The sequence below is a fragment of the Roseococcus pinisoli genome (assembly GCF_018413645.1).
In the GTDB taxonomy this organism is placed as follows: Bacteria; Pseudomonadota; Alphaproteobacteria; order Acetobacterales; family Acetobacteraceae; genus Roseococcus; species Roseococcus pinisoli.
The window spans coordinates 1723355-1748751 of record NZ_JAHCDA010000001.1; the positions used below are offsets into that span (position 1 = coordinate 1723355).

At 69.2% G+C, this 25397-nt stretch carries 25 protein-coding genes and 1 tRNA gene; 8 read left to right on the top strand and 18 right to left on the bottom strand.

What is annotated here, in order from left to right; all coding sequences use genetic code 11:
• Window positions 1-2 precede the first annotated feature (2 nt).
• The 9 genes from greA to carA all read right to left on the bottom strand — a co-directional run bounded on the left by greA (window position 3) and on the right by carA (window position 8255).
• The gene (greA, locus tag KHU32_RS08435) at window positions 3-476 is read right to left on the bottom strand and encodes a transcription elongation factor GreA (protein ID WP_213669718.1); all 474 of its coding nucleotides are present in this window, start codon (window positions 474-476) and stop codon (window positions 3-5) included.
• Between the two features lie 106 nt (window positions 477-582).
• Window positions 583-3828, bottom strand: a complete 3246-nt coding sequence (gene carB / locus KHU32_RS08440; RefSeq protein WP_213669544.1) for a carbamoyl-phosphate synthase large subunit — start codon at window positions 3826-3828, stop codon at window positions 583-585.
• 3 nt (window positions 3829-3831) lie between these two features.
• Window positions 3832-4140 carry a hypothetical protein gene (locus KHU32_RS08445; protein ID WP_213669545.1) on the bottom strand — a complete coding sequence of 103 codons (309 nt, stop codon included), beginning with the start codon at window positions 4138-4140 and terminating at the stop codon, window positions 3832-3834.
• Window positions 4137-4394: a hypothetical protein gene (locus KHU32_RS08450; protein ID WP_213669546.1), complete on the bottom strand. Its 258-nt coding sequence runs from the start codon at window positions 4392-4394 to the stop codon at window positions 4137-4139. The genes KHU32_RS08445 and KHU32_RS08450 overlap by 4 nt, the downstream gene beginning before the upstream one ends.
• Window positions 4394-5041 carry a LysE family translocator gene (locus KHU32_RS08455; RefSeq protein WP_213669547.1) on the bottom strand — a complete coding sequence of 216 codons (648 nt, stop codon included), beginning with the start codon at window positions 5039-5041 and terminating at the stop codon, window positions 4394-4396. The genes KHU32_RS08450 and KHU32_RS08455 overlap by 1 nt, the downstream gene beginning before the upstream one ends.
• Window positions 5041-5670 carry a LysE family translocator gene (locus KHU32_RS08460; RefSeq protein ID WP_213669548.1) on the bottom strand — a complete coding sequence of 210 codons (630 nt, stop codon included), beginning with the start codon at window positions 5668-5670 and terminating at the stop codon, window positions 5041-5043. The genes KHU32_RS08455 and KHU32_RS08460 overlap by 1 nt, the downstream gene beginning before the upstream one ends.
• The gene (locus tag KHU32_RS08465; RefSeq protein WP_213669549.1) at window positions 5670-6104 is read right to left on the bottom strand and encodes a hypothetical protein; all 435 of its coding nucleotides are present in this window, start codon (window positions 6102-6104) and stop codon (window positions 5670-5672) included. Before KHU32_RS08465 ends, KHU32_RS08460 begins: the two co-directional genes overlap by 1 nt.
• Window positions 6101-6850 (bottom strand): SDR family NAD(P)-dependent oxidoreductase, encoded by a 750-nt coding sequence (locus KHU32_RS08470; RefSeq protein ID WP_213669550.1) that lies wholly within the window; start codon window positions 6848-6850, stop codon window positions 6101-6103. The genes KHU32_RS08465 and KHU32_RS08470 overlap by 4 nt, the downstream gene beginning before the upstream one ends.
• A 19-nt stretch (window positions 6851-6869) precedes the next feature.
• The gene (carA, locus tag KHU32_RS08475; protein WP_213669551.1) at window positions 6870-8255 is read right to left on the bottom strand and encodes a glutamine-hydrolyzing carbamoyl-phosphate synthase small subunit; all 1386 of its coding nucleotides are present in this window, start codon (window positions 8253-8255) and stop codon (window positions 6870-6872) included.
• Window positions 8256-8350: 95 nt separating this feature from the next.
• On the opposite strand from carA, the gene KHU32_RS08480 reads away from it, so the two are divergent.
• Window positions 8351-8803, top strand: coding sequence for a GatB/YqeY domain-containing protein (locus KHU32_RS08480; protein ID WP_213669552.1), 453 nt, complete (start codon window positions 8351-8353; stop codon window positions 8801-8803).
• Between the two features lie 55 nt (window positions 8804-8858).
• On the opposite strand, the gene KHU32_RS08485 is transcribed toward KHU32_RS08480, so the two are convergent.
• A complete protein-coding gene (locus tag KHU32_RS08485) occupies window positions 8859-9074 on the bottom strand; it encodes a DUF3126 family protein (RefSeq protein WP_213669553.1) in 216 nt (71 codons plus the stop codon).
• Window positions 9075-9207: 133 nt separating this feature from the next.
• Here KHU32_RS08485 and KHU32_RS08490 point away from each other — a divergent pair, with 133 nt between their 5' ends.
• On the top strand, window positions 9208-9399 hold the full coding sequence (locus tag KHU32_RS08490) for a hypothetical protein (protein ID WP_213669554.1): 192 nt from the start codon (window positions 9208-9210) through the stop codon (window positions 9397-9399).
• On the opposite strand, the gene KHU32_RS08495 is transcribed toward KHU32_RS08490, so the two are convergent.
• The 4 genes from KHU32_RS08495 to KHU32_RS08510 are packed head-to-tail and all read right to left on the bottom strand — an operon-like array spanning window position 9400 to window position 13041.
• Window positions 9400-10059, bottom strand: coding sequence for a DUF2459 domain-containing protein (locus tag KHU32_RS08495; RefSeq protein ID WP_213669555.1), 660 nt, complete (start codon window positions 10057-10059; stop codon window positions 9400-9402).
• Window positions 10056-11066, bottom strand: coding sequence for a cytochrome d ubiquinol oxidase subunit II (locus tag KHU32_RS08500; RefSeq protein ID WP_213669556.1), 1011 nt, complete (start codon window positions 11064-11066; stop codon window positions 10056-10058). The genes KHU32_RS08495 and KHU32_RS08500 overlap by 4 nt, the downstream gene beginning before the upstream one ends.
• A gap of 5 nt (window positions 11067-11071) precedes the next feature.
• Window positions 11072-12415 carry a cytochrome ubiquinol oxidase subunit I gene (locus tag KHU32_RS08505; RefSeq protein WP_213669557.1) on the bottom strand — a complete coding sequence of 448 codons (1344 nt, stop codon included), beginning with the start codon at window positions 12413-12415 and terminating at the stop codon, window positions 11072-11074.
• Window positions 12416-12417: 2 nt separating this feature from the next.
• Window positions 12418-13041 (bottom strand): GbsR/MarR family transcriptional regulator, encoded by a 624-nt coding sequence (locus KHU32_RS08510; protein ID WP_213669558.1) that lies wholly within the window; start codon window positions 13039-13041, stop codon window positions 12418-12420.
• A 91-nt stretch (window positions 13042-13132) separates the two neighbouring features.
• Between KHU32_RS08510 and dnaG the strand changes: the two genes are divergently transcribed.
• The 3 genes from dnaG to KHU32_RS08525 are packed head-to-tail and all read left to right on the top strand — an operon-like array spanning window position 13133 to window position 17446.
• Window positions 13133-14920 (top strand): DNA primase, encoded by a 1788-nt coding sequence (dnaG, locus tag KHU32_RS08515; RefSeq protein ID WP_213669559.1) that lies wholly within the window; start codon window positions 13133-13135, stop codon window positions 14918-14920.
• Window positions 14921-14963: 43 nt separating this feature from the next.
• The gene (gene rpoD, locus KHU32_RS08520) at window positions 14964-16877 is read left to right on the top strand and encodes an RNA polymerase sigma factor RpoD (protein WP_213669719.1); all 1914 of its coding nucleotides are present in this window, start codon (window positions 14964-14966) and stop codon (window positions 16875-16877) included.
• A complete protein-coding gene (locus KHU32_RS08525; RefSeq protein ID WP_213669560.1) occupies window positions 16874-17446 on the top strand; it encodes a GNAT family N-acetyltransferase in 573 nt (190 codons plus the stop codon). Before rpoD ends, KHU32_RS08525 begins: the two co-directional genes overlap by 4 nt.
• A 43-nt stretch (window positions 17447-17489) precedes the next feature.
• Here KHU32_RS08525 and KHU32_RS08530 read toward each other — a convergent pair whose 3' ends face one another.
• The 3 genes from KHU32_RS08530 to ppa all read right to left on the bottom strand — a co-directional run bounded on the left by KHU32_RS08530 (window position 17490) and on the right by ppa (window position 18618).
• Window positions 17490-17663, bottom strand: a complete 174-nt coding sequence (locus KHU32_RS08530) for a hypothetical protein (RefSeq protein WP_213669561.1) — start codon at window positions 17661-17663, stop codon at window positions 17490-17492.
• Window positions 17664-17872: 209 nt separating this feature from the next.
• Window positions 17873-17946: transfer RNA gene (locus KHU32_RS08535), tRNA-Ile, on the bottom strand.
• A 123-nt stretch (window positions 17947-18069) separates the two neighbouring features.
• Window positions 18070-18618, bottom strand: a complete 549-nt coding sequence (gene ppa, locus KHU32_RS08540; RefSeq protein WP_213669562.1) for an inorganic diphosphatase — start codon at window positions 18616-18618, stop codon at window positions 18070-18072.
• Between the two features lie 171 nt (window positions 18619-18789).
• Between ppa and KHU32_RS08545 the strand changes: the two genes are divergently transcribed.
• Window positions 18790-20907, top strand: coding sequence for a sodium-translocating pyrophosphatase (locus KHU32_RS08545; protein WP_456315936.1), 2118 nt, complete (start codon window positions 18790-18792; stop codon window positions 20905-20907).
• 212 nt (window positions 20908-21119) lie between these two features.
• Here the strand turns inward: KHU32_RS08545 and KHU32_RS08550 are convergent, their stop codons facing one another.
• Window positions 21120-22280 (bottom strand): OmpA family protein, encoded by a 1161-nt coding sequence (locus KHU32_RS08550; RefSeq protein ID WP_213669563.1) that lies wholly within the window; start codon window positions 22278-22280, stop codon window positions 21120-21122.
• Window positions 22281-22451: 171 nt separating this feature from the next.
• On the opposite strand from KHU32_RS08550, the gene KHU32_RS08555 reads away from it, so the two are divergent.
• Window positions 22452-24512, top strand: coding sequence for a protein-disulfide reductase DsbD family protein (locus tag KHU32_RS08555; RefSeq protein WP_249680631.1), 2061 nt, complete (start codon window positions 22452-22454; stop codon window positions 24510-24512).
• 122 nt (window positions 24513-24634) lie between these two features.
• Complete coding sequence (locus KHU32_RS08560) at window positions 24635-25258, top strand: redoxin domain-containing protein (protein WP_213669564.1); 624 nt, start codon at window positions 24635-24637, stop codon at window positions 25256-25258.
• Window positions 25259-25397 lie beyond the last annotated feature (139 nt).

Sequence of the window (25397 nt, forward strand, 5' to 3'; positions counted from 1 at the left end):
GTTCAGGAGAACGCGACGGCGGTGATCTCGATCGCGCGGGCGCCGCCGGGGGCGGGCACCTCCACGCTGTCGCCCACCGACTTGCCCATCAGGGCCTTGGCCAGCGGGGAGGAGAGCGAGATCGAGCCCGCCTTCATGTCGGCCTCGTACTGGCCGACGATGCGGTAGGTCGTCTCCTTCTCGGTCTCCTCGTCGACGATGGTCACCCGGGCGCCGAAACGCACCTGGCTGCCGCTCATCTTGGAGACGTCGATCACCTCGACCGAGGGGATGATGGATTCGAGTTCCGCCAGGCGGCCCTCGATGAAGGACTGGCGTTCGCGCGCGGCATGATATTCGGCGTTCTCGGAGAGATCGCCATGCGCGCGTGCCTCCGCAATCGCCACGATAATCGCGGGGCGCTCCACGGACTTCAGTTGCTTCAGTTCCTCTTCCAGCTTGGCCAGCCCTTCGGCGGTCATCGGGAACTTCTGCACGGCAGGGTCTTCCTTCGCAGCAATGCCTCCCCCGTCGGCAACCCCGTTGCGAAAAACGCCGACGAGCAGGGAGGAGAGGGGAAGCTTGATCGCCTCCCCCCGAATGTCAGAATGACGCAGTAGAGTAGGATTGGAGCGGCGCCACATCAAGTGTTCCCGCACGAAGCGCCTCAATCGCCCCCGCCGCGGCCCGCGCGCCGGCGATGGTCGTGTAGTGCGGCACCCCCTGCGTGAGGGCCGAACGGCGGATATCGAAGCTGTCCGTCACGCTGCGGCCGCCGCCCGAGGTGTTGATCACCAGCTGGATCTCGCCGGACTTGATGGCGTCCACGCAGTGTGGGCGGCCCTCCAGCACCTTGTTCACCACCTGGACCTCCAGCCCGGCCTCGCGCAGCCGCGCCGCCGTGCCGCGGGTGGCCATCAGCTTGAAGCCGAGGCCGGCCAGCCGCCGGGCGATGGTGACGGCCGCGGCCTTGTCGCTCTCGCGCACCGAGACGAAGGCCGTGCCGCTCTCCGGCAGCTTCACGCCGGCGCCGAGCTGCGACTTGAGGAAGGCGCGCTCGAAGCTGGTGTCGAGGCCCATGACCTCGCCGGTGGACTTCATCTCTGGCCCAAGCAGCACGTCCACGCCGGGGAAGCGGTTGAAGGGGAAGACCGCTTCCTTCACCGCGACGTGCTTGGCCACGGCGTCATCGTCCAGGTTGAATTCCGAGAGCTTGGTGCCGGCCATGACGCGGGCGCCGATCTTGGCCACGGGCACGCCCGTCGCCTTGGCGACGAAGGGCACGGTGCGGCTGGCGCGGGGGTTCACCTCGAGCACGAAGATCTCGCCGTCCTTCACGGCGTACTGCGTGTTCATCAGGCCGCGTACCTTCAGCGCGCGGGCCATCGCCTCGGTCTGGGCCTTGAGCTCGGTGACGATGGCGGGCGGCAGCGAATAGGGCGGCAGCGAGCAGGCGCTGTCGCCGGAATGGATGCCGGCCTCCTCGATGTGCTCCATCACGCCCGCTACGTAGACCGCGCCATCCGCATCGGCCACGCAATCCACGTCCACCTCGATGGCGTCCTGCAGGTACTGGTCGATCAGGATGGGGTTCTCGCCGGAGACGCGCACCGCCTCGGCGCCGAAGCGGCGCAGCTGCTCGGCGTTATAGGCGATCTCCATCGCGCGGCCGCCCAGCACGTAGCTGGGGCGCACCACGACGGGGTAGCCGATGCGCGCGGCCTCGGCCTCGGCCTCGTCCAGCGTGCGGGCGATGCCGTTGCGCGGCTGCTGCAGGCCAAGGCCCTTCAGCAGCAGCTGGAAGCGCTCGCGGTCCTCGGCGATGTCGATGGCCTCGGCCGAGGTGCCGAGGATGGGGATGCCCGCCTTGTCCAGCGCCTGGGACAGCTTCAGCGGCGTCTGCCCGCCATACTGCACGATGCAGCCGAGCAGCGTGCCGTTCTGCTGCTCCTTGCGGATGAGGGCGATCACGTCCTCGGCGGTCAGCGGCTCGAAGTACAGCCGGTCGGCCGTCTCGGGGTCGGTGGAGACCGTCTCCGGATTGCAGTTGACCATGATGGTCTCGAAGCCCGCTTCCTTCAGCGCGTAGCAGGCATGGACGCAGCAATAGTCGAACTCGATGCCCTGGCCGATGCGGTTCGGCCCGCCGCCGAGGATGACGACCTTCTTGCGGTCCGTGGGCCGGGATTCGCAGACAGGCTCGCCGAAGCCGCCCTCATAGGTCGAGTACATGTAGGGCGTGTCGGAGGCGAATTCGGCGGCGCAGGTGTCGATGCGCTTGTAGACCGGCCGCACGCCGAGCTTCTCGCGCAGGGCGGTCACCTCCGCCTCGGCCTTGCCGATGAGCTTGCCGAGCTGCTTGTCCGAGAAGCCGAGCGCCTTCACCCGGCGCATCGTCTGCGCGGTGGTGGGCAGGCCCTTGGCGCGGATCTCCTTCTCGGCGTCCACGATGCGCCCGATCTCGCGGATGAACCACGGGTCGAACTTGGTGGCGGCGTGGATGTCCTCGACCGAAACGCCGGCGCGCAGCGCCTGGGCGACGGTGAGGATGCGGTCCGGCCGGGGGATGGCCAGCGAGGCATGGAAGGCCTCGGCGCTGCCGTCGCCGGGGGGGACTTCCTCGTCGAGGCCGGAGAGGCCCGTCTCCAGGCTACGCAGCCCCTTCTGCAGCGCTTCCGCGAAGGAGCGGCCGATGGCCATCGCCTCGCCGACCGATTTCATGGCGGTGGTGAGCGTGGCCGGCGTGCCGGGGAACTTCTCGAAGGTGAAGCGGGGGATCTTCACGACCACGTAGTCGATCGTCGGCTCGAAGCTCGCCGGCGTGACCATGGTGATGTCGTTCTTGAGCTCGTCGAGCGTGTAGCCGACGGCGAGCTTCGCCGCGATCTTGGCGATCGGGAAGCCGGTGGCCTTGGACGCCAGCGCCGAGGAGCGCGAGACGCGCGGGTTCATCTCGATGACGACCATGCGGCCGTCCTTGGGGTTGATGCCGAACTGCACGTTGGAGCCGCCGGTATCCACGCCGATCTCGCGCAGGCAGGCGATGGAGGCATCGCGCATCCGCTGGTACTCGCGGTCGGTCAGCGTCAGCGCGGGCGCGATGGTCACGCTGTCGCCCGTGTGCACGCCCATCGCGTCCAGGTTCTCGATGGAGCAGACGATGATGCAGTTGTCCGCGGTGTCGCGGACGACTTCCATCTCGTATTCCTTCCAGCCGAGCACGCTTTCCTCGACGAGGACCTCGCTGGTCATGGAGGCGGCGAGGCCGGCGCCCACGATCTGCTCGAACTCCTCGCGGTTATAGGCGATGCCGCCGCCGGTGCCGCCCAGCGTGAAGGAGGGCCGGATGACGCAGGGCAGGCCGACGATGGCGAGGCCGGCCCAAGCCTCCTCCATCGTGTGCGCGATCTCGCTCTTGGGGCTCTCGATGCCGATCTTGGTCATCGCGTTGCGGAACTTCTGCCGGTCCTCCGCCTTGTCGATGACGTCGGCCTTGGCGCCGATCAGCTCGCAGCCGTACTTCTCCAGGACGCCGGCCTCGGCGAGCTTCAGCGCCGTGTTGAGCGCCGTCTGGCCGCCCATGGTGGGCAGCAGGGCGTCAGGGCGCTCCTTGGCGATGATCTTCTCGACGATCTCGGTCGTGATCGGCTCGATATAGGTCGCGTCCGCCAGGCCCGGATCGGTCATGATCGTGGCCGGGTTGGAGTTCACGAGGATGACGCGATAGCCCTCGGAGCGCAGCGCCTTGCAGGCCTGGGCGCCCGAATAGTCGAACTCGCAGGCCTGGCCGATCACGATGGGGCCGGCGCCGATGATGAGGATGGACTTGATGTCGGTGCGCTTGGGCATGGTTCAGGGCCTTTTGGGCGAGAAGAGAAGAAGGATGAGGAAGAGGGCGCCTTGCAGCGCGCCGGAGGCGAGGGCGGCGAAGAGCACCGTCTCGGTGAGGCTGGAGGCGTAGAAGACGAAGGGCAGGGCGAGCAGCCCGGCGAGGCCGATGCAGGCGAGGTTCACGGCCAAAGGGGGTACGGCCAGGGCGCGCCCCGCAGGCGGCACGCCGCGCAGCAGGCGCCACAGGGCCGGCGTGCCGAGTAGCGCCACCAGCAGGCCGATGGCGCTGCCATAGAACAGCGGATCCAGGTTGATCCTGACATCGCTCATGATCCGCGCAGCTTCTGGCGCTGCCACATCGCTGTTCCGGCGATGGCGTGGCTCACCGCCACGAGGATGACCACCGGCCAGGGGCCGGTCCCGGCGAAGAGGCCGGAGACATGCAGCGCCGAGCCCATGAGGAGCATGGAGAGGCCGAGCGCGGCCTCCAGCCCCGGAATGATGCGGCGCAGCGCGGTGGTCAGCACGATCGCGACCAGGATCGCGACGACGACCCCGCCGAACCAGGCGAAGGCGGCAGCCATCAGCCGCGCACCCCGCGGAAGCTGTCGCCGAAGGCGAGCTTGGCCGCGATGAGCGCCAGGGCCACGCCCAGCACGTAGCGCTGCGCGGCGAGCCAGGCCGGCCGCGTGGCGAGGAAGCGGGCGGCGCCGGCCGCGCCATAGACCAGCAGCGCGTCGAAGACGACGCCGATCGCGACCTGCAGCCCGCCCAGGACCGCGCCCTGCACCAGCACGTTGCCGGCGGAAGCGTCGATGAAGGGCGGCAGCACCGCCATGTAGAAGAGCGCGACCTTGGGGTTGAGCGCGGCGGTGGCGAAGCCCACCGCGAAGAGCTTCCCATTCGACTCGCGCGGCAGGCTGCGCGGCGCGAAGATGGGCTCGGCACCGGGCTTCAGGCACTGCCAGGCGAGCCAGGCCAGATAGGCGGCGCCGCCGATCCTCAGCGCGTCCCAGGCATAGGGCACGGCGACCAGCGCCGCCGTGATCCCGGCCGCGGCGCAGAGCATGATTGCGGCCGAGCCGAGCGCGCAGCCGGCCAGCGAGATCATGCCGGCCCGGGTCCCCTGCGCCAGGGCGCGGCTGACCAGGTAGATCATGTTCGGCCCCGGCGTGACCGCGAGGCCGACCGCGAGCGCCGAGAAGACCAGCAGGGCTTCGATCGAGGGCATCAGGGCCGGGCCTCCGTGGCCATGCGCGCCGCGAGGCCGGCCAGCACCGTCCCCATCAGCCAGCGCTGGATCCGGGCGAAGAGGGGGCGGCCGGCGAGAAAGGCCGCGACATGTGCCGCCGCCATCACGATCGCGGCATTCACCGCGACGCTCACGCAGATCTGCACGAGGCCCAGGGCCGCGGCCTGCCCGAAGACGCCGCCGCGCGCCGGGTCGATGAACTGCGGCAGCAGCGACAGGTACATCACCGCGATCTTGGGGTTGAGCAGGTTGGTCAGCAGGCCCATCGCGACGAGGCGCCGCCCGTCATGCGGCGGCAGGTTGCGGGGCGCGAAGGGCGCGGCGCGGCCGGTGAAGGCCTGCCAGGCGAGGTACAGGAGATAGGCCGCGCCGGCGAAGCGGATCGCGTCATAGGCCAGCGGCACCGTGGCCAGGAAGGCCGTGATGCCAAGCGCCGCGCAGAGCATGTAGAAGACGAAGCCCAGCGCCACGCCGATGAGCGAGAGCAGCCCGGCCAGACGCCCCTGCGCGATGGAGCGGCTGACGAGATAGACCATGTTCGGCCCCGGCGTGAGCACCATGCCGAGGGAGAGGGCGGCGAAAAGCAGCAGGGTTTCGGTCGCGGGCATCAGCGGAACTCCGAACTGCCGGGCAGCAGGCCCAGCCATGAACGCCAGCGCCACGCCGCATTGGCGAGCCAGCGGGGCAGGGACGTCCCTGCCTCGTTCAGATCGAATTCCGCGGCCAGGGGAAGCCGCGCGCGGTCCGGCGTCCATTCGAGCGGATGGCCGATCTCGCCGAGCATGGAGAGCTGCACCGCCCCCTCGATGGTGCCGCCCGCATCGCGCAGCACGACCAGGGCCGGGGCGTCGCCGCCCTGGCCCGGCATGGCGAAGAGCCGGGGCTGGCGGCAGACGGTCACGCTGTGACGGCCATCCGGGCTCTCGCTTTGCAGGAAGGGCGTGCCGCAGCCGAATCCCTGCTGGGGCCATGCCGCGCCGATCGCGAGCACCGCCAGCGCGGCGCCGGCCGCGCCCCACAGGAATGTCGGCCGGGCGTTCATCCCTGCGTGGAGAAGCCGCCGTCGATCGGGATCGCCGTCCCGGTGACGTAGGCCGCCTCATCGCTGGCCAGGAAGGCCGCGATGCCGAGGAAGTCGGAAGGGTCGCCCCAGCGGCCCACGGGGGTCCGGCGCAGCACGTTGTCGTGCAGGGGGCTGGAATACTGGCGCGCGCGGCGCGTGAGCTCGGTGTCGATCCAGCCGGGCAGGATGGCGTTGGCGGTGATGCCGTCCTTCGCCCAGGCCACCGCGATCGACTTGGTGTACTGCACGATCGCGCCCTTGCTGGCGCCATAGGCCGGCGAGAACTCCATGCCGAAGATGGAGAGCATGGAGCCCGTGCTGATCACGCGCCCATGGCCGCTGGCCTTCAGCGCCGGATAGGCGGCGCGGGTGAGGCGCATCACGCTGTTGAGGTTGATCTCGAGCACCGTGTTCCACTGCTCGTCCGTTACCTCGTGCGGCGGGACGCGGAGATTGGTGCCAGCATTGTTCACCAGGATGGCGAGGCCGCCGCCCAGCGCCAGCGTCTCGGCCAGCACGCGGTCGGTCTCGCCGGGCTGGGCCAGGTCGGCCGCGATGGCATGGGCGTCGCCGCCCAGCGCCTTCAGCGCCGCGGCGTTCTTCTCGTGGTCCCGGCCGGTGATGACGACGCGTGCGCCACAGGCCGCGAGGCCCCTGGCCAGGCCGAGGCCAATGCCGCCATTTCCGCCGGTGACGAGCGCGACGCGCCCGCTGAGATCGAACATCCGCGTATCCTTCCCTGTATCAGGCGGCGGGGTTCTTCCCCTGCGCCTTGTCCATCATCCCCACGAAACGGTGGAACAGGTAGTGGCTATCGCTCGGGCCAGGGCTGGCCTCGGGGTGGTACTGCACGGAGAAGGCGTGCTTCGCGGGGGCCGCGATGCCCTCGTTGCTGCCGTCGAAGAGGCTGACATGCGTCACCTCCACGCCGGCGGGCAGGGACTTCGCGTCGACGGCGAAGCCATGGTTCTGGCTGGTGATCTCGACCTTGCCGGTCGTAAGGTCCTGCACGGGCTGGTTCGCGCCGCGATGGCCGCGCTCCAGCTTGTAGGTCTGCGCGCCGAGCGCCCGGGCCAGCAGCTGGTGGCCGAGGCAGATGCCGAAGATCGGCACCTCGGCCTCGAGCACGCCCTGGATGGCGGGCACGGCGTAGACGGCGGTCGCCGCCGGGTCGCCGGGGCCGTTGGAGAGGAAGACGCCGTCCGGCTTCTCGCGCAGGATCTCCTCGGCCGTCGCCGTCGCCGGCAGCACGGTCACGGCGCAGCCGGCATCGGCGAGGCAGCGCAGGATGTTGCGCTTGGCGCCGAAATCGATGGCGACGACCTTGTGGGTCGGCGCGGTCTGCTTGCCGAAGCCCTTGCCCCAGGACCAGACGGTCTCGTCCCACTGGTAGGACTGGCGGGCGGTGACCTCCTTGGCGAGGTCCATGCCCTCGAGGCCGGGCCAGGCCTTGGCCTGCGCCAGCAGGGCGTCGACGTCGAAGCGGCCATCGGCGGGGAAGCTCAGCACGCCGTTGGGCGCGCCGCCGTCGCGGATGCGGGCGGTCAGGGCGCGCGTGTCGACCCCGGAGATGCCCGGGATGTTGTGGCGCTTCAGGAATTCCTGGAGGTGCAGGGTCGCGCGGTAATTCGCGGGCTCGGTGACATCCTGCTTGATGATCAGGCCGCGCGCGGCGGGCGTGGCGCCTTCCATGTCCTCGACATTGGTGCCGACGTTGCCGATATGCGGGAAGGTGAAGTTGATGATCTGCCCGGCATAGGAGGGGTCGGTCAGCGTCTCCTGGTAGCCGGTCATGGCCGTGTTGAAGCAGATCTCGGCGACCTGGGTGCCGTGGGCGCCGATGCCCAGCCCCCAGAAGACCGAGCCGTCGTCGAGCACGAGGCAGGCGGTGGCGCCATCGGGCGGAAGGTTCGGCATGGTCGTGTCCTGAGAAGGGGCGGTCGCGCCGGTGGGCGCCGAGGTGAGGTCGGCGAGGGACAGGCCGGTGGCGGCGAGGATGACGGGCCAATGCTTGGCCGGGATGGAGCGGGACTGCCGCCATTTCCGGACGGCCTCGGTCCCGACCTTCAGCTGGCCGGCGGCGGCCTCGGCCCCGCCCAGGAGGGCGAGGATGTCTTCCACACTGCGCATGGGCTAGACTATGTGGGAAATCTTTTCCCAGTTCAAGCAAGACTCAACTGGTCTGGGAAATTCCCTCCAGAATCACGATGCAAGGAATTCAGACGATGGATCTGCGGAGCCGTTTCACCACCGAGCTGAAGACCGCGATGCTGGCCCGCGACGCCGCCACCACCGGCACGCTCCGCCTGATCACGGCCAAGTTGAAGGACGTGGACATCGCCGCCCGCCCCGGCCCGCCGGTCGATGAGCCCGCCATCATCGCGATGCTGCGCGGCATGGCGAAGTCGCGCCGCGAATCCGTCGAGCTCTACCGCCAGGGCGGCCGCGAGGAGCTGGCGGCGAAGGAGGAGGCCGAGATCGTCGTGATCGAGAGCTTCCTGCCGGCCCAGATGGACGAGGCCGGGCTGCAGGCGGCCGTCGCCGCCGCCGTGGCGGAGACGGGCGCGACGACGATCAAGGACATGGGCAAGGTGATGGCCGCGCTGAAGGCGAAGCACGCCGCGAGCCTGGACATGGCCAAGGCCGGTCCGGCGGTGAAGGCGGCGCTCGGCGGCTGAGCGGCGCGCCCGGAAGGGCGGGCCCGGCGGTCCTGCGACCGCCGGGCCTCGCGGCTTACTGGAGGGGCAGGTCCTCGGCGAGCACCGTGATGGTGACGTGGTAGGCCACCTCGCCATCCTCGGCATCGCGGTCGACGGTGCCGATGGTCTCCGCGCCGGCCAGGACTTCGACGGGGCCGTTGCGCGTCTGCGCGGCGCGGATCATGAGGTTCGGGCTGCCCAGCAGGCGGCGGAGATGGGCCTGGACGGCCTGGATTTCGGCGGGTTTCATGCGGCGCCGATTAGACCCGTGGGCGCGCCTTGGCAATCGAGATGGTGGTCGACCTTCTCTGGCACAGGCCGATGACGCGTGGCATGGTCGGCGCCTGCTGCTTTCGTCACCGTCGATTCCGGGAACCGTCTTCATGATGCATTTTGGCCGTCTCGCGCTGAGCGTCCTCACCCTCACCGGCGGGGCGCTCCTGGTCACCGCGTGCAGCCCGAGCTTCGGTGGCGGCGGATCGCCCAGCCGCGAGGTCATCATCCTGCCGGCCGGCAGCCCCATCCCGCCGGGCGCGAGCGTCCGTTGCGTCGACGGCCGGACGCCGCCCTGCTGATCAGGCGGCCGCCGATCGGGCCGGGTTGACCGGGCCGCGCGGGCGGCAGGTCCCGGCCAAGGGAAGAAGCTGGCGCATCACGGCGCCAGGCAGCATGGCGGGCTCGGCATGGACCGGGAAGCCCGCCGCCGTCAGCATCTCGGCCGTCCAGGCATTGCAGGTGTAGGCGAGGCTGTAGCCGCGCGCCGCCTCGTAGAAGGCGCTGCCCTGGACAAGGTTGAGGAAGACCGGCTCTCCCTGCGGGCCGGGCGCGAAACTGCGCCAAAGGGCGGCCACCAGCCCCTCCAGCGCCGCCGATGTCGCAGGGAGCGCGATCATCGGGGCGTCGAAGGCTTCGGGCGGCAGGACGTTGAGCGCGGTGACCTGCATGACCGCCGGGCCCGGAAAAGGGCCGGCGAGCCATTCGGCGAAGCCCCGCGCCGGCGAAATCATGAAGTTCCGCTTGCCGAAGCCGAACATCAGGGCGGCCGCGCCGGGGAAGACCGTCGCGAAGGATCCCATCGCGGCGGCCGGGATGCCGATCTCCGTATGCCAGGACCGCTCGACCACCCAGATCGCCGGATGGCCGGTTGCGGCCGTGCAGGCGGCGGGCTCGGGCAGGGTGGCGCAGGCCGAGAGGCCCGCGGCCCCGGCCAGGAAGGCGCGTCTCGGCAGGCTCAATAGTACTTCAGCTCCCGTGCCTTGCCGCCGAAGATGCGCCAGATGAAGAAGGTGTAGACGCCGATCAGGGGCAGCACCGCCAGCGCGCCGACCAGGATGATGATCAGCGATTCCGGCGCGCTCGCCGCCTCGAAAATCGTCATGCGCCCGGGCACGACATAGGGCCAGAAGCTATAGGCCAGCCCCTGGAAGCACAGCACGAAGATCGTCGCGGTGGAGGCGAAGGGCACCCAGTCCAGCGAATGGTCGGGCCGCGGGTAGCGCTTGAGGAAGATGTGCAGCAGCAGGAAGAGCGCGCCGCTCGCCAGCGGGATGGGGGCGAGGCCGAAGATCTGCGGCAGGCCGAACCAGCGCTCGAAGATGCGCGGGCTGGCCAGCGGCGTGGCCGCGCTCACCGCGATCACGCCCGCCCAGGTGGCGTAGAGGGCGCGGCGGGCCCAGCGCGCGGCCATCAGCTGCAGTTCCCCCTCGGTGCGCCAGATCAGCCAGCAGGCGCCGATCAGCGTATAGCCCGCGACGGTGAAAAGGCCGGTGAGCAGGGCGAAGGCCAGCGGCATCCAGCCCGGCGCGAAGCCCAGGATATAGGAGCCGAGCATCCAGCCCTGGCTGAAGGCCGCCAGGATGGAGCTGCCCTGGAAGACCATGTCCCAGCGCGGCTTCTGGGCTGCGGGCGCCTTGACGCGGAACTCGAAGGCCACGCCGCGCAGGATCAGCCCCATCAGCATCAGCGCCACGGGAACGTAGAGCGCCGTCAGGATGAGGCCATGCGCGGCCGGGAAGGCCACGAGCAGGATGCCGACGCCGAGCACGAGCCAGGTTTCGTTCGCGTCCCAGAACGGACCGATGCTCGCGATCATCCGGTCGCGCGTCGCCTCGTCCGAGGTGGAGCGCAGCAGGACGCCGACGCCGAGGTCGAAGCCGTCGAGTACGGCGTAGAGCAGCATGGAGACGGCCATCAGCACCGCGAAGGTGATGGGCAGCCAGGCGCCTTCGGGAAGGAGTTCCATCTCGGTTACTCCGCGACCAGGGGCTTGAGGGGATCGGAGGGGCCGAGCTCCTCCGGCTCGGGGGAGGCGGGCCGCTTGGCCAGGTGCATCAGCGTCAGCACATAGGCGATCAGCAGGCCGCCATAGAGCAGCAGGTACATGATCAGCGAGCTCAGCACGGTCCCGGCCGGGGTGGGGCCCACCGCGTCATGGGTGCGCAGCACGCCGGTGACGAGCCAGGGCTGGCGGCCGATCTCGGTGACGTACCAGCCGGCCAGGGTCGCGACCCAGCCGGAGAAGGTCATCGCCGCCAGGGCCCGGGCCATCCAGGGCGTGACGCCGCGGCGCAGCTTCCACAGCGACCACCAGGAGACGAGCAGCATGAGCACGCCCATGCCGACCATGATCCGGAAGGCGAAGAAGACCGGCGCCACGGGCGGGTGATTGCCGATGAACTCGTTCAGGCCACGGATCTCGCCATCGGCCGAATGGGTCAGGATCCAGCTGGCGAGGTTGGGGATCTCGATCTCGAAGCGGTTGCTGCGGGTCGCCTCGTCGGGGATGGCGAAAAGCCGCAGCCCGGCGCCGCGCTCGGTCTCCCAGACGCCTTCCATCGCCGCGACCTTCTGCGGCTGGTGTTCCAGCGTGTTCAGCCCGTGCAGGTCGCCCACGAAGATCTGCACGGGAACCAGCACGGCCGCGACGGTCACGCCGGTCCGCAGCGCGCGCAGCACGCCGGCCGAGCGGTCGCCGCGCAGCCAGCGCAGGGCCGAGAGCCCGGCGATCAGGAAGGCGGCGGTCAGGCCCGAGGCGAGGAGCATATGCGCCAGGCGGTAGGGCATGGAGGGGTTGAAGACGATGGCCCACCAGTCGACGGCATGGGCGATGCCGTCGCGCATCTCGAAGCCGGCCGGCGTCTGCATCCAGGAATTCAGCGCCAGGATCCAGAAGGCCGAGAGCGTGGTCCCGCCGGCGACCAGCACGGTCGCGAAGGTGTGGAACCAGTTGGGCACGCGGCCGTAGCCGAAGAGCATGACGGCGAGGAAGGAGGCCTCGAGGAAGAAGGCCGTGATGATCTCATAGGCCAGCAGGGGGCCGGCGATATTGCCGACATGCTGCATGTAGCCCGGCCAGTTGGTGCCGAACTGGAAGCTCATGGTGACGCCGGAAACCACGCCCATGGCGAAGCTCAGCGCGAAGACCTTCACCCAGAAGCGGTAGGCGTCCATCCAGGCGCTGTCCTTCGTGGCGTCAAAGCGCAGCTTGAAGAACAGCAGGAACCAGCCGGTGGCGATGGTGATGGTGGGAAAGAGGATGTGGAAGGAGATGTTGGCCGCGAACTGCATGCGGGCAAGCAAGAGCGGGTCCATGGTCAGGCGTCCTTCTTCTTCTCGTTCTCCGCCGAGCGGCGTGGCGCCGCATCGGCCTTGCCGCGGCGCCGGCCCTTGCCGGTGACGATCTGCTGGAAACGGTCGGTCGCCTCCAGGACCTTGGCGACGCGGCCCCCCATCTTCAGCAGCGCGATGAGGCGCTCGTCCGGGAGACCCTGCACGTCGTTGGCCCATCCCGTCAGCAAAGAAATGACGTCATGGAGGTTGTGCATGCGCCCCTGGGCATGGCGCTCGGCCTCGGTCGAGGGCTTCTGCAGCAGGACGTCGCGCAGCAGGGTGAGGGTGGGGTCGATCTCGCGCTTGCGGCGCTCCTCGGCGAGGATGCGGACGATCTGCCAGACGTCCTCGGGCGTGGAGAAATGCTCCCGCCGGTCGCCGGGGAGGTGCTGCAGCCGCACGAGCCGCCAGGTCTCGAGCTCCTTGAGGCCCATGGAGACGTTGGAGCGGGAGAAGCCGAGCGAGGCCACGATGTCGTCGGCGTTGAGCGGCCGGTCGGAAAGGAAGAGCAGGGCGTAGATCTGGCCGACGGTGCGGTTGATCCCCCATCGGGAGCCCATCTCGCCGAAATGGAGGACGAAGGCGGCGGTGGCGGGAGGGAGATCCATGAGCGTCAGTATGTTCAGTAATTTCTGAAAATTCAATATAGGGAAATCGCGGTTCCGTACCGAATTCCGAACCACTAGGATCGCAGCCCCCATGGCACTCCCACAAAACTTCCTGGACGAGCTGCGCGTCCGCACGCCGATGGCGAGCCTTGTCGGCCGCCGCGTGCGCCTCTCGAAATCCGGCCGCAACTGGAAGGGCCTCTGCCCCTTCCACAACGAGAAGTCGCCCTCCTTCTATGTCTACGAGGACAGCTTCCACTGCTTCGGCTGCGGCGCGCACGGGGATGCCTTCGCCTTCGTCATGCGCGCCGAGGGCGGCGGCTTCATGGAGGCCGTCGAGCGCCTGGCGGGGGAGGCCGGGCTCGACATCCCCAAGCCCACGCCCGAGGCCGCGGCCCGCGACCGCCGCGCCCGGGACCTGCATGGCGTCCTCCAAGCGGCCGAGGCCGCCTATGCCCGGCGGCTCCACCTGCCCGAGGGCGCGGAGGCGCTGGCCTATCTCCGCAACCGCGGTCTGACCGACGAGACGATCCGCAAGTTCGGCCTCGGATGGTCCGGCGCGGGGCGTGGCGCCCTGGCCGCCGAGCTGCGCGAGGAGGGCATCCAGCAGTCCCAGCTGCTCGAGGCCGGGCTCATGCAGGAGCGCGAGGAGGGGCGCGCGGTCGACCTCTTCTTCAACCGCGTGATGTTCCCCATCCGCGACCGCCGCGGGCGCAGCGTGAGCTTCGGCGGCCGCATCCTCGGCGACGGCCAGCCCAAATACGTGAACGGGCCCGAGACGGCGCTCTTCTCCAAGCGGCGCAACCTCTACGCCCTGGATCTGGCGCGGGAGGGGGTGTTCCGTGGCGCGAGCCTGCTCGTCGTCGAGGGCTACATGGACGTGATCGCCCTGCACCAGGCGGGCTTCGGCGGCGCGGTCGCGCCCCTCGGCACGGCGCTGACCGAGGAGCAGCTGAACGCGCTCTGGCAGGTCAGCCCGGAGCCGGTGCTCTGCTTCGACGGCGATGCCGCCGGCACCCGCGCCGCCGCCCGCGCGGCGGAGCTGGCCCTGCCGCTGTTGGCGCCCGAGCGCTCGCTCCGCTTCATGACCCTGCCGGCGGGCGAGGACCCGGATACGCTGATCCGCCGGAGCGGCGCGCGGGGCTTCCAGGCGGCGCTGGAGGCGGCGCAGCCGCTGTCCGAGGCACTGTTCGGCCTGATCGTCGGCGGCAAGGCCCCCACGGCGCCGGAAGCCCGCGCCGCGCTGCGGAACCGCCTCTCCGCCGCCGCCCAGACCATCCCGGACAAGGCGCTGGCCTCGGAATTCCGCCGCTCCCTGCTGGACCGCTTCTTTTCCCTCACCAAGCGCCCGGGCCTCCGGGCCGTGCCGCGCCACCCCCGGCCGGAGCCCGACCGGGAGGCCGCGCAGGCCAAGCGGGCGCGCATCCTGCTGGCCATCTGCCTCCATCACCCCGAGCTGCTGGCGGACATCGAGGAGCCCCTGCTGCTCCTGGATTTACCGGCAGGAGCGCCACAGCAGGTGAGGAATGCGCTTTTGGCCTGGGTTCCAGAGGCTTCACGCCTTGACTCGGATGAGTTGATCGCCCACCTCGCGAGCGGTGAGGCCGCATCAGCCAGCCAATGGGTGTTGAAGGTTCCCGACCTGCCTCAGGAGGCGGGTCCGGGCGGGCAGCCCAAGGAGGCGCTTGATGCGTTCTGGCAGTTCTTTGGCTTTCTGCGAGGCGAGGCGGAGCTGGCCGAGGATGCTCGGGCAGCGCGGGAGGCGTTTGAGGCTCAGGGCGACGTCGCCACCCAAACCCGGCTGATCCGGCTGACCGAGGCGCTCGACGCGCTGCGGCGCGGTGAGGTCGAGGCCGAGCCGAACGAGACGATTGAGTAGTGAGCTAGAGGGGGAGGGCTCCCCCGTGACGAAGGAGCAGCGGATGGCGAGCAAGACGGCGAATGGCAGCGAGACGGCCGAGGCCCGCGAGGAAGCGGTCGAGGGCGTGCTGCTCGATATCACCTCTGCTGCCGTCAAGAAGCTCATCGCCCGGGGCAAGGAGCGCGGCTACGTCACCTATGACGAGGTGAACGCCGCGATGCCCCAGGAGCAGGTGAGCTCGGAATTCATCGAGGACACCCTTTCTTCCCTCTCGGAAGCCGGCATCAACGTCGTCGAAGCCGAGGAGAGCGAGGACGGCGAGGCGAAGACCGCCAAGGCCGAGGGCGAGGGCGAGGAAAAGGAGGACGAGGAGTCCGGCGGCAATGTGGACGAGGAAAGCCTCGGCCGCACCGACGACCCCGTCCGCATGTACCTCCGCGAGATGGGCAGCGTGGAGCTGCTCTCCCGCGAGGGCGAGATCGCCATCGCCAAGCGCATCGAGGCCGGCCGCGACATGATGATCGGCGGGCTCTGCGAGAGCCCGCTCACCTTCAAGGCCATCGTCGCCTGGCATGACGCGGTCAAGGAAGGCCGCATGCTGCTCCGCGACGTGATCGACCTCGAGGCGACGAACAACGCCGACAATCCCGAGGGCGCGCCGCCGGAGCCGGAAGAGTTCGAGGAAGGCGAGGAAGGCGAGAATGTCGGCCTGTCGCTCTCCGCGCTGGAAGAGAAGCTGAAGCCGGAGGTCCTCGCGAATTTCGAGGCCATCCAGACCATCTTCACCAAGCTGAACAAGCTCTCCTCGAAGCGGATGGACGCCTACACCTCCGGCGAGGAGCTGGTGGGCCGTTCGGAGAAGACCTACGAGAAGTCGCGCCAGGAGCTGGTGCTGCTGGTCGAGAAGGTCCACCTCCACAACAACCGCATCGAGGAGCTGGTCGAGCAGCTCAAGGGCCTCAACCGCAAGCTCAACACGCTGGACGGCCAGGTGCTGCGCATGGCGCTGGCCCAGAAGGTCCGCCGCGAGGAGTTCCTGGAGAACTGGATCGGCTCCGAGCTGGATCCGGGCTTCATCGACCGCGTGGCGAAGCTGAAGGGCAAGGCCTGGCCGGCCTTCGCGCTCAAGTCCCGGGACGACCTGGAGCATGTCCGCGTCGAGATCGGCGCCATCGCCGGTGCGACGGGCCTGCCGGTCGGCGAGTTCCGCCGCGTCTACAAGACGGTCTCCGCCGGCGAGCGGGACATGAACCAGGCGAAGAAGGAAATGATCGAGGCGAACCTCCGCCTCGTGATCTCCATCGCCAAGAAGTACACGAACCGCGGCCTGCAGTTCCTGGATCTCATCCAGGAGGGCAATATCGGCCTGATGAAGGCCGTGGATAAGTTCGAGTACCGCCGCGGCTACAAGTTCTCGACCTATGCGACCTGGTGGATCCGCCAGGCCATCACGCGCTCCATCGCCGACCAGGCGCGGACCATCCGCATCCCGGTCCATATGATAGAGACGATCAATAAGCTGGTCCGCACCAGCCGCCAGATGCTGCACGAGATCGGCCGGGAGCCTCAGCCGGAGGAACTGGCCGAGAAGCTCGGCATGCCGCTGGAGAAGGTCCGCAAGGTCCTGAAGATCGCCAAGGAGCCGATCTCCCTCGAGACGCCGATCGGCGACGAGGAGGACAGCCACCTCGGCGACTTCATCGAGGACAAGAACGCGATCATCCCGCTGGATGCCGCGATCCAGTCCAACCTGCGCGAGGCCACGACCCGCGTGCTCGGCTCGCTGACGCCGCGCGAGGAGCGCGTGCTGCGCATGCGCTTCGGCATCGGCATGAACACCGACCACACGCTGGAAGAGGTCGGCCAGCAGTTCAACGTGACGCGCGAGCGCATCCGCCAGATCGAGGCCAAGGCGCTGCGCAAGCTCAAGCACCCCAGCCGTTCCCGCAAGCTGCGCAGCTTCCTGGAAACATGATCCGGCTGGTCGAACCCACCACGCGGGTCGCCGTCGAGGTGACCTTCCTGCGGATGGACGAGGCGCCCAAGGAACGCGCGCCCGCCCTGCCGCCCGGGCTGGAGGTGGAACGCCTGTTTCCGCGCTGCAGCGTGCCGCATTACCGGCACCTCTACGCGGAAGTGGGCAACGACTACGTCTGGTGGCTGCGGCGGACGCTGACCGACCGGGAGCTCGACCAGATTCTGGACGACCGGGCGATCAGCATCAGCGTGCTGCGGGACGCGGAAGGCGAGATCGGCTTCTACGAGCTCGACCGGCGGTCCTGGCCCGTCATCAACCTGGCCTATTTCGGGCTGATGGGGCGGGGGATTGGCCTCGGCGTCGGCATGCCGTTCCTGCATCACGCCATCGCGACCGCCTGGGGCGAGAATTGCGCGGCGCTGACCGTGAATACCTGCACGGCCGATCACCCCCGCGCCCTGCCCAACTATGTCAGGGCCGGCTTCCGGAAGCTGCGGACGGTGCGTGAGGAATGGCCGGTGCCCGACCGGCTGGGCCTTCCCATTCCGGACCGGCTGAAAATCTAGGGCTAAACCGGGCCGGCGACGGCCCGGGTAATTCCGGCCTGGGCTAGCTCAGCAGCCAGCCGATGACAACGATGCCGCCGCAAAGCAGCAGCGCGGCCCGGGCGACCACCCAGAACTCTCCGTTGATGGTGCCTTCCTCCGGCTTGCTGGAGCGGATGACGCGGTTGCGGCTGGGCCGGAGAAACATGGCCGGAGCCATGGCGCGCTGTGGGGGCATCGCGATCGGACCTTCCTGGATTTGAACCATGGGACCGGTACGGCGTCGTCCTTCGGGCAGGACGGCAACCTTCGGGGGTGTTTGTGACCCTTATAATACTCCTGGTTGCATGTCCATGAATATCACCCGCTCTGCGTGTGGCTCCGCAGGCGCGTGAACGGCGCGGGACGGCAGCACGGAAATCCGGAGGATGTGGGGGTCGGCTCCCTTGCGCCCGGCAGGACTTGAACCCGCAACCAAGCCGTTATGAGCGGCCCGCTCTAACCAGTTGAGCTACGGGCGCGAAGGGGAGGCGTTTTGTGCGGCATTTCCCGGCCTGACGGCAAGACGCCGGGCCGGGACGATGACGCGGAACCCGGTCATGCCGTTGGGCAGGACCGGGGGAAGGCTTAGGAAGAAGGCGAGATCAGGCCTGCTTGTCCGCGCGGGCGGCCTTGGCGCGGTCGATGGCCTGCTGGATCAGGACCTTCGCCTCGTCGGCGCCGCCCCAGCCCAGGACCTTCACCCACTTGCCGGGCTCGAGATCCTTGTAGTGCTCGAAGAAGTGCCGGATCTGGTCGAGCGTGATCTGCGGCAGGTCCGAGATCGTGTTCACGTTCACGTAGCGCTGCGTGAGCTTGGGCGAGGGCACGGCGATGATCTTCTCGTCCCCGCCGCCGTCATCTTCCATCTTCAGCACGCCCACGGGGCGGACGTTGATGATGGCGCCGGGCGCGATCGGGCGCGTATTGGCCACGAGCACGTCGATCGGGTCCCCGTCGTCGCTCAGCGTGTGCGGCACGAAGCCGTAGTTACCCGGGTAGCGCATCGGCGTGTACAGGAACCGGTCGACGAAGAGCGCCCCGGCCTCCTTGTCCATCTCGTATTTGATGGGCTCGCCGCCGATGCTCACCTCGATGATGACGTTCAGGTCTTCCGGCGGATTCTTGCCGATGGGGATGGCGTTCAGGTTCATCAGATGGGCTCCGAAGCGGGGCGGATGGCGGTTGTGCGAGGGTCAAACCACAAAAACGTTCCGCGCGCGAGGGATGGGCGCCTTTTGTTGCGCGGCGCGCGAAGCGCGGCCTAACCTCCTGGAAACCGCTTCCAAAAGGCGGCGAAGCAAAAGAAGAAGAGGGGAGTCTAAGTGATCACAGTGACGTTGTTGCTGGTGATCCTGCTGGGGGCGACGTCGCTCGCCTATGGCTGGATAACCACCAAGGAGATCATGGCCAAGCCGGCCGGCAATGCGCGCATGCAGGAAATCGCCCAGGCGATCCAGGAAGGCGCCTCGGCCTATCTGAAGCGGCAGTACCTCACCATCGGCGCGGTGGGAATCGTCCTTTTCATCCTTGTCTTCCTGTTGCTGGGGGCCACGGTCGCCATCGGCTTCCTGATCGGCGCGGTGCTTTCGGGCCTGGCGGGCTTCATCGGCATGAACGTCTCGGTTCGCGCCAATGTCCGCACGGCCGAGGCCAGCACGCACGGCCTGGCGGCGGGGCTGGACCTCGCCTTCAAGTCGGGGGCGATCACCGGCATGCTGGTGGCCGGCCTCGCGCTGCTGGGCGTCGCCGTCTATTTCTTCGTGCTCGTCGTGATCAGCGGCTATGCGGTCAATGACCGCGTCGTGATCGACAGCCTCGTGGCGCTGGGCTTCGGCGCCTCCCTCATCTCCATCTTCGCGCGCCTCGGCGGCGGCATCTTCACCAAGGGCGCCGATGTCGGCGGCGACATGGTCGGCAAGGTCGAGGCCGGCATCCCCGAGGACGACCCCCGCAACCCCGCCACCATCGCCGACAATGTGGGCGACAATGTCGGCGACTGCGCCGGCATGGCGGCCGACCTCTTCGAGACCTATGCCGTCACGGCGGTCGCCACCATGGTCCTGGCCGCGATCAGCTTCACCGAGGCGGGGCGCGTCAATGCGATGCTCTTCCCGCTGGCCATCGGCGCGGTCTGCGTCCTGACCTCCATCGTCGGCACTTATTTCGTGAAGCTGCCGGCGAGCCAGTCGATCATGGGCGCGATGTATCGCGGCCTGATCGTGACGGGGCTGCTCAGCCTCGTGGCGCTGCTGCCGCTGTCCTTCATTTTCTTCGGGACGGGCATGGTCACGGCAGGCGGGCATGTCTTCGGCGCCTTCAGCCTCTTCCTCTGCGGGGCGGTGGGCCTCGGGGTGACGGCGCTGATCGTCATCATCACCGAATACTACACCGGCACGCAGTTCCGCCCGGTGCAGAGCATCGCCGAGGCCTCGCAGACGGGGCACGGCACCAACGTGATCCGCGGCCTCGCCGTCAGCATGGAGAGCACGGCCATCCCCGCGCTCATCATCATCGCCGGCGTCATCTGTTCCTACAGCCTGGCGGGCCTCTACGGCATCGCCATCGCGACCACGACGATGCTGGCCCTGGCCGGCATGATCGTCGCGCTCGATGCCTTCGGCCCGGTGACGGACAATGCCGGCGGCATCGCGGAGATGGCCGGGCTGCCCCCGGAGACGCGCGTCACGACCGACGCGCTGGACGCCGTGGGCAACACCACCAAGGCCGTCACCAAGGGCTATGCGATCGGCTCGGCGGGCCTCGGCGCACTGGTGCTCTTCGCGGCCTATACGCAGGACCTGGCGCATTTCATCGCGAACCCGACGCTCTATCCCTATTTCGCGGGAATCGGCGCGATCGACTTCTCGCTGGCCAATCCCTACGTCGTGGTCGGCCTGCTCTTCGGCGGCCTGCTGCCCTATCTCTTCGGCGGCATGAGCATGACCGCGGTCGGCCGCGCCGCGCAGGCGGTGGTCGAGGAGGTCCGGCGCCAGTTCCGCGAGAAGCCCGGCATCATGGAAGGCACCGACAAGCCCGATTATGGGCGCGCGGTGGACATGCTGACGAAGGCTGCGATCCGGGAAATGATCATCCCCTCGCTGCTGCCGGTGCTGAGCCCGATCGTCTGGTACTTCCTGATCTATTCCATCGCGGGCAAGTCGGCGGCCTTCTCGGCGCTGGGGGCGATGCTGCTGGGCGTGATCGTGACGGGCTTCTTCGTCGCCGTCTCGATGACCACCGGCGGCGGCGCCTGGGACAACGCCAAGAAGTACATCGAGGAGGGTCACTACGGCGGCAAGGGCAGCGAGGCCCATAAGGCCGCGGTGACCGGCGACACGGTGGGCGACCCCTACAAGGACACCGCCGGTCCGGCCGTGAACCCGATGATCAAGATCACGAACATCGTGGCGCTGCTGCTATTGGCCATTTTGGCGCATTAGGTTTTGCCCTCAAACGCCGGGCGCGCGCTCCGCGCGCTTGGCTTCGCCGCACGGAGGGCGTGCTGACGGACAAGTCGGTGGGGCGGCGCCGGCCGCGTTGCGGCCGGATCCTCTTAGGGAGTGGCTCCGGCCTTCGGCGATGCCGCTGCTGCCAAAAGAAAAGGGCCGCCGGATTGCTCCGGCGGCCCCATTCGTTTCGACCTGCGGCTGGATTAGCGCAGGACGATCTCCACGCGCCGGTTCTGCGGCTCGCGGACACCCATGGCCGTGGGAACCAGCGGACGCTCGAAGCCGAAGCCCTGGACCGTGATCTCGTTGCGCCCGATCCCGTGGCGAACCAGCTCGTTGGCCACCGCCTCGGCGCGGCGCACCGACAGGCGCTGGTTGTAGACCGCCGTACCGGTGCGGTCCGCATGGCCCGAGACCTCGATCCGCGTCGAGCTCACGACCCGCGCATTCTGGGCCGCGTCGGCGATGATCTGGCGGGCACGGTCGGTCAGGTCCGCACGATCCCAGTCAAAGAAGACCAGGTAGGTGCGGGCCGGAGCCGGCTGAGCCACGGCAACCGGGGCCGGCGGCGGCGGCGGGACAGGCTGGTTGAAGGCGTAACGAAGACCCACGAGGACCGAGTGGTTCTCGTTCACGGAGCGGATGCGGCCCGCCGCAACCGTCGCGCCGGACGCGTTGATGACGCTCGTCCGCATGTCCGTCGGTTCCATGGCGAAGTAGCGATACTCCGCCGTGATCGCGAGGCCGGGCACCGAGGCGATCGGGAAGGCCGCGCCGCCGATGGCCTGATAGGCAAAGCCGCCGCGCGAGGTATTGGAGATCGCCGCGCCGTCCGGCCCGTTCACCCGCAGCGGATCCCAGTCGCGCCACGCATAGCCGACGCCGCCGCCGACATAGGGGACGAACCAGGGCACGCCCGGGATGCGGAAGTCATACAGCGCGTTGGCCATGGCGCCGTAGGTCCGCTGGAAGCCGCCAGCGCGCCCGTTCAGGTTCGCGCCGTTGACGCGATTGACCTTGTCGAAGTCGTTCTGGCGGAAGTTGCCTTCCACTTCGACGCGCAGGCCGTTGCCGAAGCCCCAGCCCAGGGACGCGACGCCGGTCCAGCCCGTCTCGAACACGGCGCGGCCACGCCCGCCGATGCCATTCGCGGCAAGGCCGGCGGCGAGGCTGCTGTCGCTGCGAAGCTGGGTGTTGTTGGTGAAGTTGGCGCCGGCGCCCGCGCCGATATACAGGCCGCTCACCGTCTGCTGAGGCGCGAGACGGAAGCCGTCGAAAAAGCCTTCTGCCGGCTGCGCGCTGGCAACCGCTGGCAGGGCCAGCAGGGCAGCGCCCGCCAAAAGGTGGTTCTTGAGATGTGACATGATCGCTCTCCGGATACTCGGTGGTCTCGACGTCAACCGAGTGAGGAGATTGGGGTTTCCGGGATTATGTCAACTTGAATGCCCTGTGATGTTTTTGTCACGCCCTCCCGCATGGGAAGGTGGGGAATTGGCGCTTGCCCCTGGCAGGGCCCCGGCGTTAGCAGTTGCCGCATGCGCGCTCTTCTCGCCGTCCTCGGGTTTCTTCTCATGGCCCTGCCGGGCATGGCAGGGGCGCTGGAATCAGCCCCGGTCACCTCGCCGCGCGCCACCGTCACGCTGGTTTCCGACGTGGCCGCCATGGCGCCCGGCCAGCCTTTCCGGGTGGCGCTTCGCCAGCGCATGGCGCCGGGCTGGCACACCTATTGGCGCAACCCGGGCGATGCCGGGCAGCCGCCGGAGCTGACCCTGCAGCTCCCCGAGGGCTGGACCGCGGGCGAGCTGCAATTCCCCGCGCCCCACCGCATCCCCTTCGGCCCTCTGGTGAACTTCGGCTACGAGGACGAGGCGGTCTTCCTCATGGAGATCCGCCCGCCGGCCAACCTCGTGCCCGGCCAGGTCCAGCGCCTGGAGGCCAGCGCGGACTGGCTGATCTGCGAGCGCGTCTGCATCCCCGAGGAAGGCAGCTTCACCCTCGACATCCCCGTCGAGGCGACGGCCCGCCCCTCCGCCCAGGTGCTCTTCGCCGCGGCCGAGGCGGCCCTGCCGCGCGCCGCCGCCTTCACCGCCCGCATCGGCTTCGAGGGCGGGCAGGGCGCCATCAGCCTGGAAGGCCCGGGCATTACCGCCCAGGCGCTGCGTGAGGCCTTCTTCTTCCCGCTGGAGCAGCTCGTCGTCGAGAATGCCGCGCCGCAGCCCCTGACGGCGCGGGAGGGCGGCTTCACCCTCGGCCTCACCCGGGCCGCGGGCGCCATTCCCGCCACGGTCGAGGGCGTCGTCGCCATCACCGATGCCGCCGGCGTGCGCGGGGCCTATTGGGTGAGCGCCGTGCCGGGGCCGATGCCGGCGGCTGGCGGGGGCATGCCGCTCTGGCAGGCGCTGCTCTTCGCGGCGCTGGGCGGGGTGATCCTCAACCTCATGCCCTGCGTCTTCCCGATCCTGGCCATGAAGGCCATCGCGGTGGCCCGCCTCTCCGGCGCCGACCGGTCCGTGGTGCGCGCGCATTCGGCCGCCTACACGGCGGGCGTGGTCCTTTCCTTCGTTGCCATCGGCGCCGCGCTGCTGGGCGTGCGGGCGGCGGGGGCGGCGGCGGGCTGGGGCTTCCAGTTCACCTCGCCCCTCTTCGTTGGCGCCATGGCCTGGCTGATGCTGGCCGTGGGCCTGAACCTCTCGGGCGTCTATGCCATCGGCGGGCCGGTCTCGGCCGGCTCCGGCCTCGCGGCCAAGGGCGGCAAGGCCGGCAGCTTCTTCACGGGCGTGCTGGCCGTGCTGGTCGCGACGCCCTGCACCGCGCCCTTCATGGCGGCGGCGATCGGGGCCGCGCTGGCCATGCCGCCCTCCTCGACGCTGGCGGTCTTCGCCGCCATGGGCCTCGGCCTCGCGCTGCCCTATGCGCTGCTGGGCGTCTTCCCCGGTTTCGCGCGCGTCCTGCCGCGGCCCGGCGCCTGGATGGACCGGCTGAAGCAGTTCCTGGCCTTCCCGATGTACCTGGCGGCCGCCTGGCTCGTTTGGGTCGTGGCCCAGCAGGCGGGGCCGGACGGCACGCTGATGGTGCTGGTGGGCGCCGTGCTGGTCTCCATGGCGGCCTGGGCGCTGGGCCTGGCGCAGCAGGGCTCGGCCCGGCGCTGGTTCATGGCCGGTGCCGCCCTTTCCCTCATCGCCGCGCTGGCGCTGCTGCCGATGCTGCGCAGCGCCGGCACCGCCGGGGCGACGGCCTCGGCGCAGCTCGGCGAGCCCTGGACCGCGGCGCGCGTCGACGCCCTGCGCGGGGAAGGGCGCCCGGTCTTCGTGAACCTGACGGCGGCCTGGTGCATCTCCTGCAAGGTCAATGAGCGCGTGGCGCTGGACACCACGGCGGTGCGCGCCGCCTTCGCCGCGTCGAACGTCACGGTGCTGACCGGCGACTGGACCAATGGCGAGCCGGCGATCACCGCGCTGCTCCGCGCCCATGGGCGGGACGGCGTGCCTCTCTACCTCTTCTACCCGGCCGGCGGCGGGGAGCCTGCCATCCTGCCGCAGATCCTGACCGAGGGCATGGTGCTCCAGGCGATCGCGGCGGCGACGCCGGGCGCGTAACGCCGGCATATTTGCCGGGGCCGCGGCGGCGCGATCATGTCATGAATTTCATAATTCATTTGCCGCGGCGGGGCCGGGCGCGGTAACCATCGCGCGAAGCCCATATCGAAGAGGAGCATGAGATGGTCCAGATGACCCGCCGAGGCGCCCTGCTGGGTGCCGCCACGCTTCCCCTCATTCCCGCCCTGGCCTTCGCCGCGCCTGCCGTGGGCGCCGCCGCGCCCGACTTCGCGCTGCCCGACCAGGACGGCACGGTCCGCCGCCTGGCCGATTTCCGCGGCCGCGTCGTCGTCCTGGAATGGACGAACCATGACTGCCCCTATGTGCGGAAGCACTACAACAGCAGCAACATGCAGAACCTCCAGCGGGAGGCCGCCTCGCGCGACATCGTGTGGCTTTCCATCGCCTCGTCGCCGGAAGGCGAGCAGGGCCATGTGACCGGCCCGCAGGCGCGCGAGCTCACCACCAGCCGCAACGCCGCGCCGACAGCTGTCCTCCTCGACCACCGCAGCCAGGCCGCGCGCGCCTATGCCGCGACCACGACGCCCGGCATGTTCGTGATCGATGGCGAGGGCAAGCTGCGCTACATGGGCGCGATCGACAGCATCCGCTCCACCCGCGTCGAGGATGTGCCCCGCGCGGAACCCTTCCTGCGCGACGCCATGATCGCCGTGCGCGAAGGCCGCCCGCTCGAGCGCGGGGTCACCCCGCCCTATGGCTGCGTCATCAAATACGTGAACAGCTAGGCCGCCATCCGGGATAAGCGCCCAGGGCCTCCGGGCCCGGGTGTCCGCCTGTCTCGCCCGCCCCGCTTTCGCGGGGCGTTTGGCGTTGATGGCCCAGGCCCCCTCGCAGGGCCCGGGCACCCGGCTTTTCCGCTGGCCA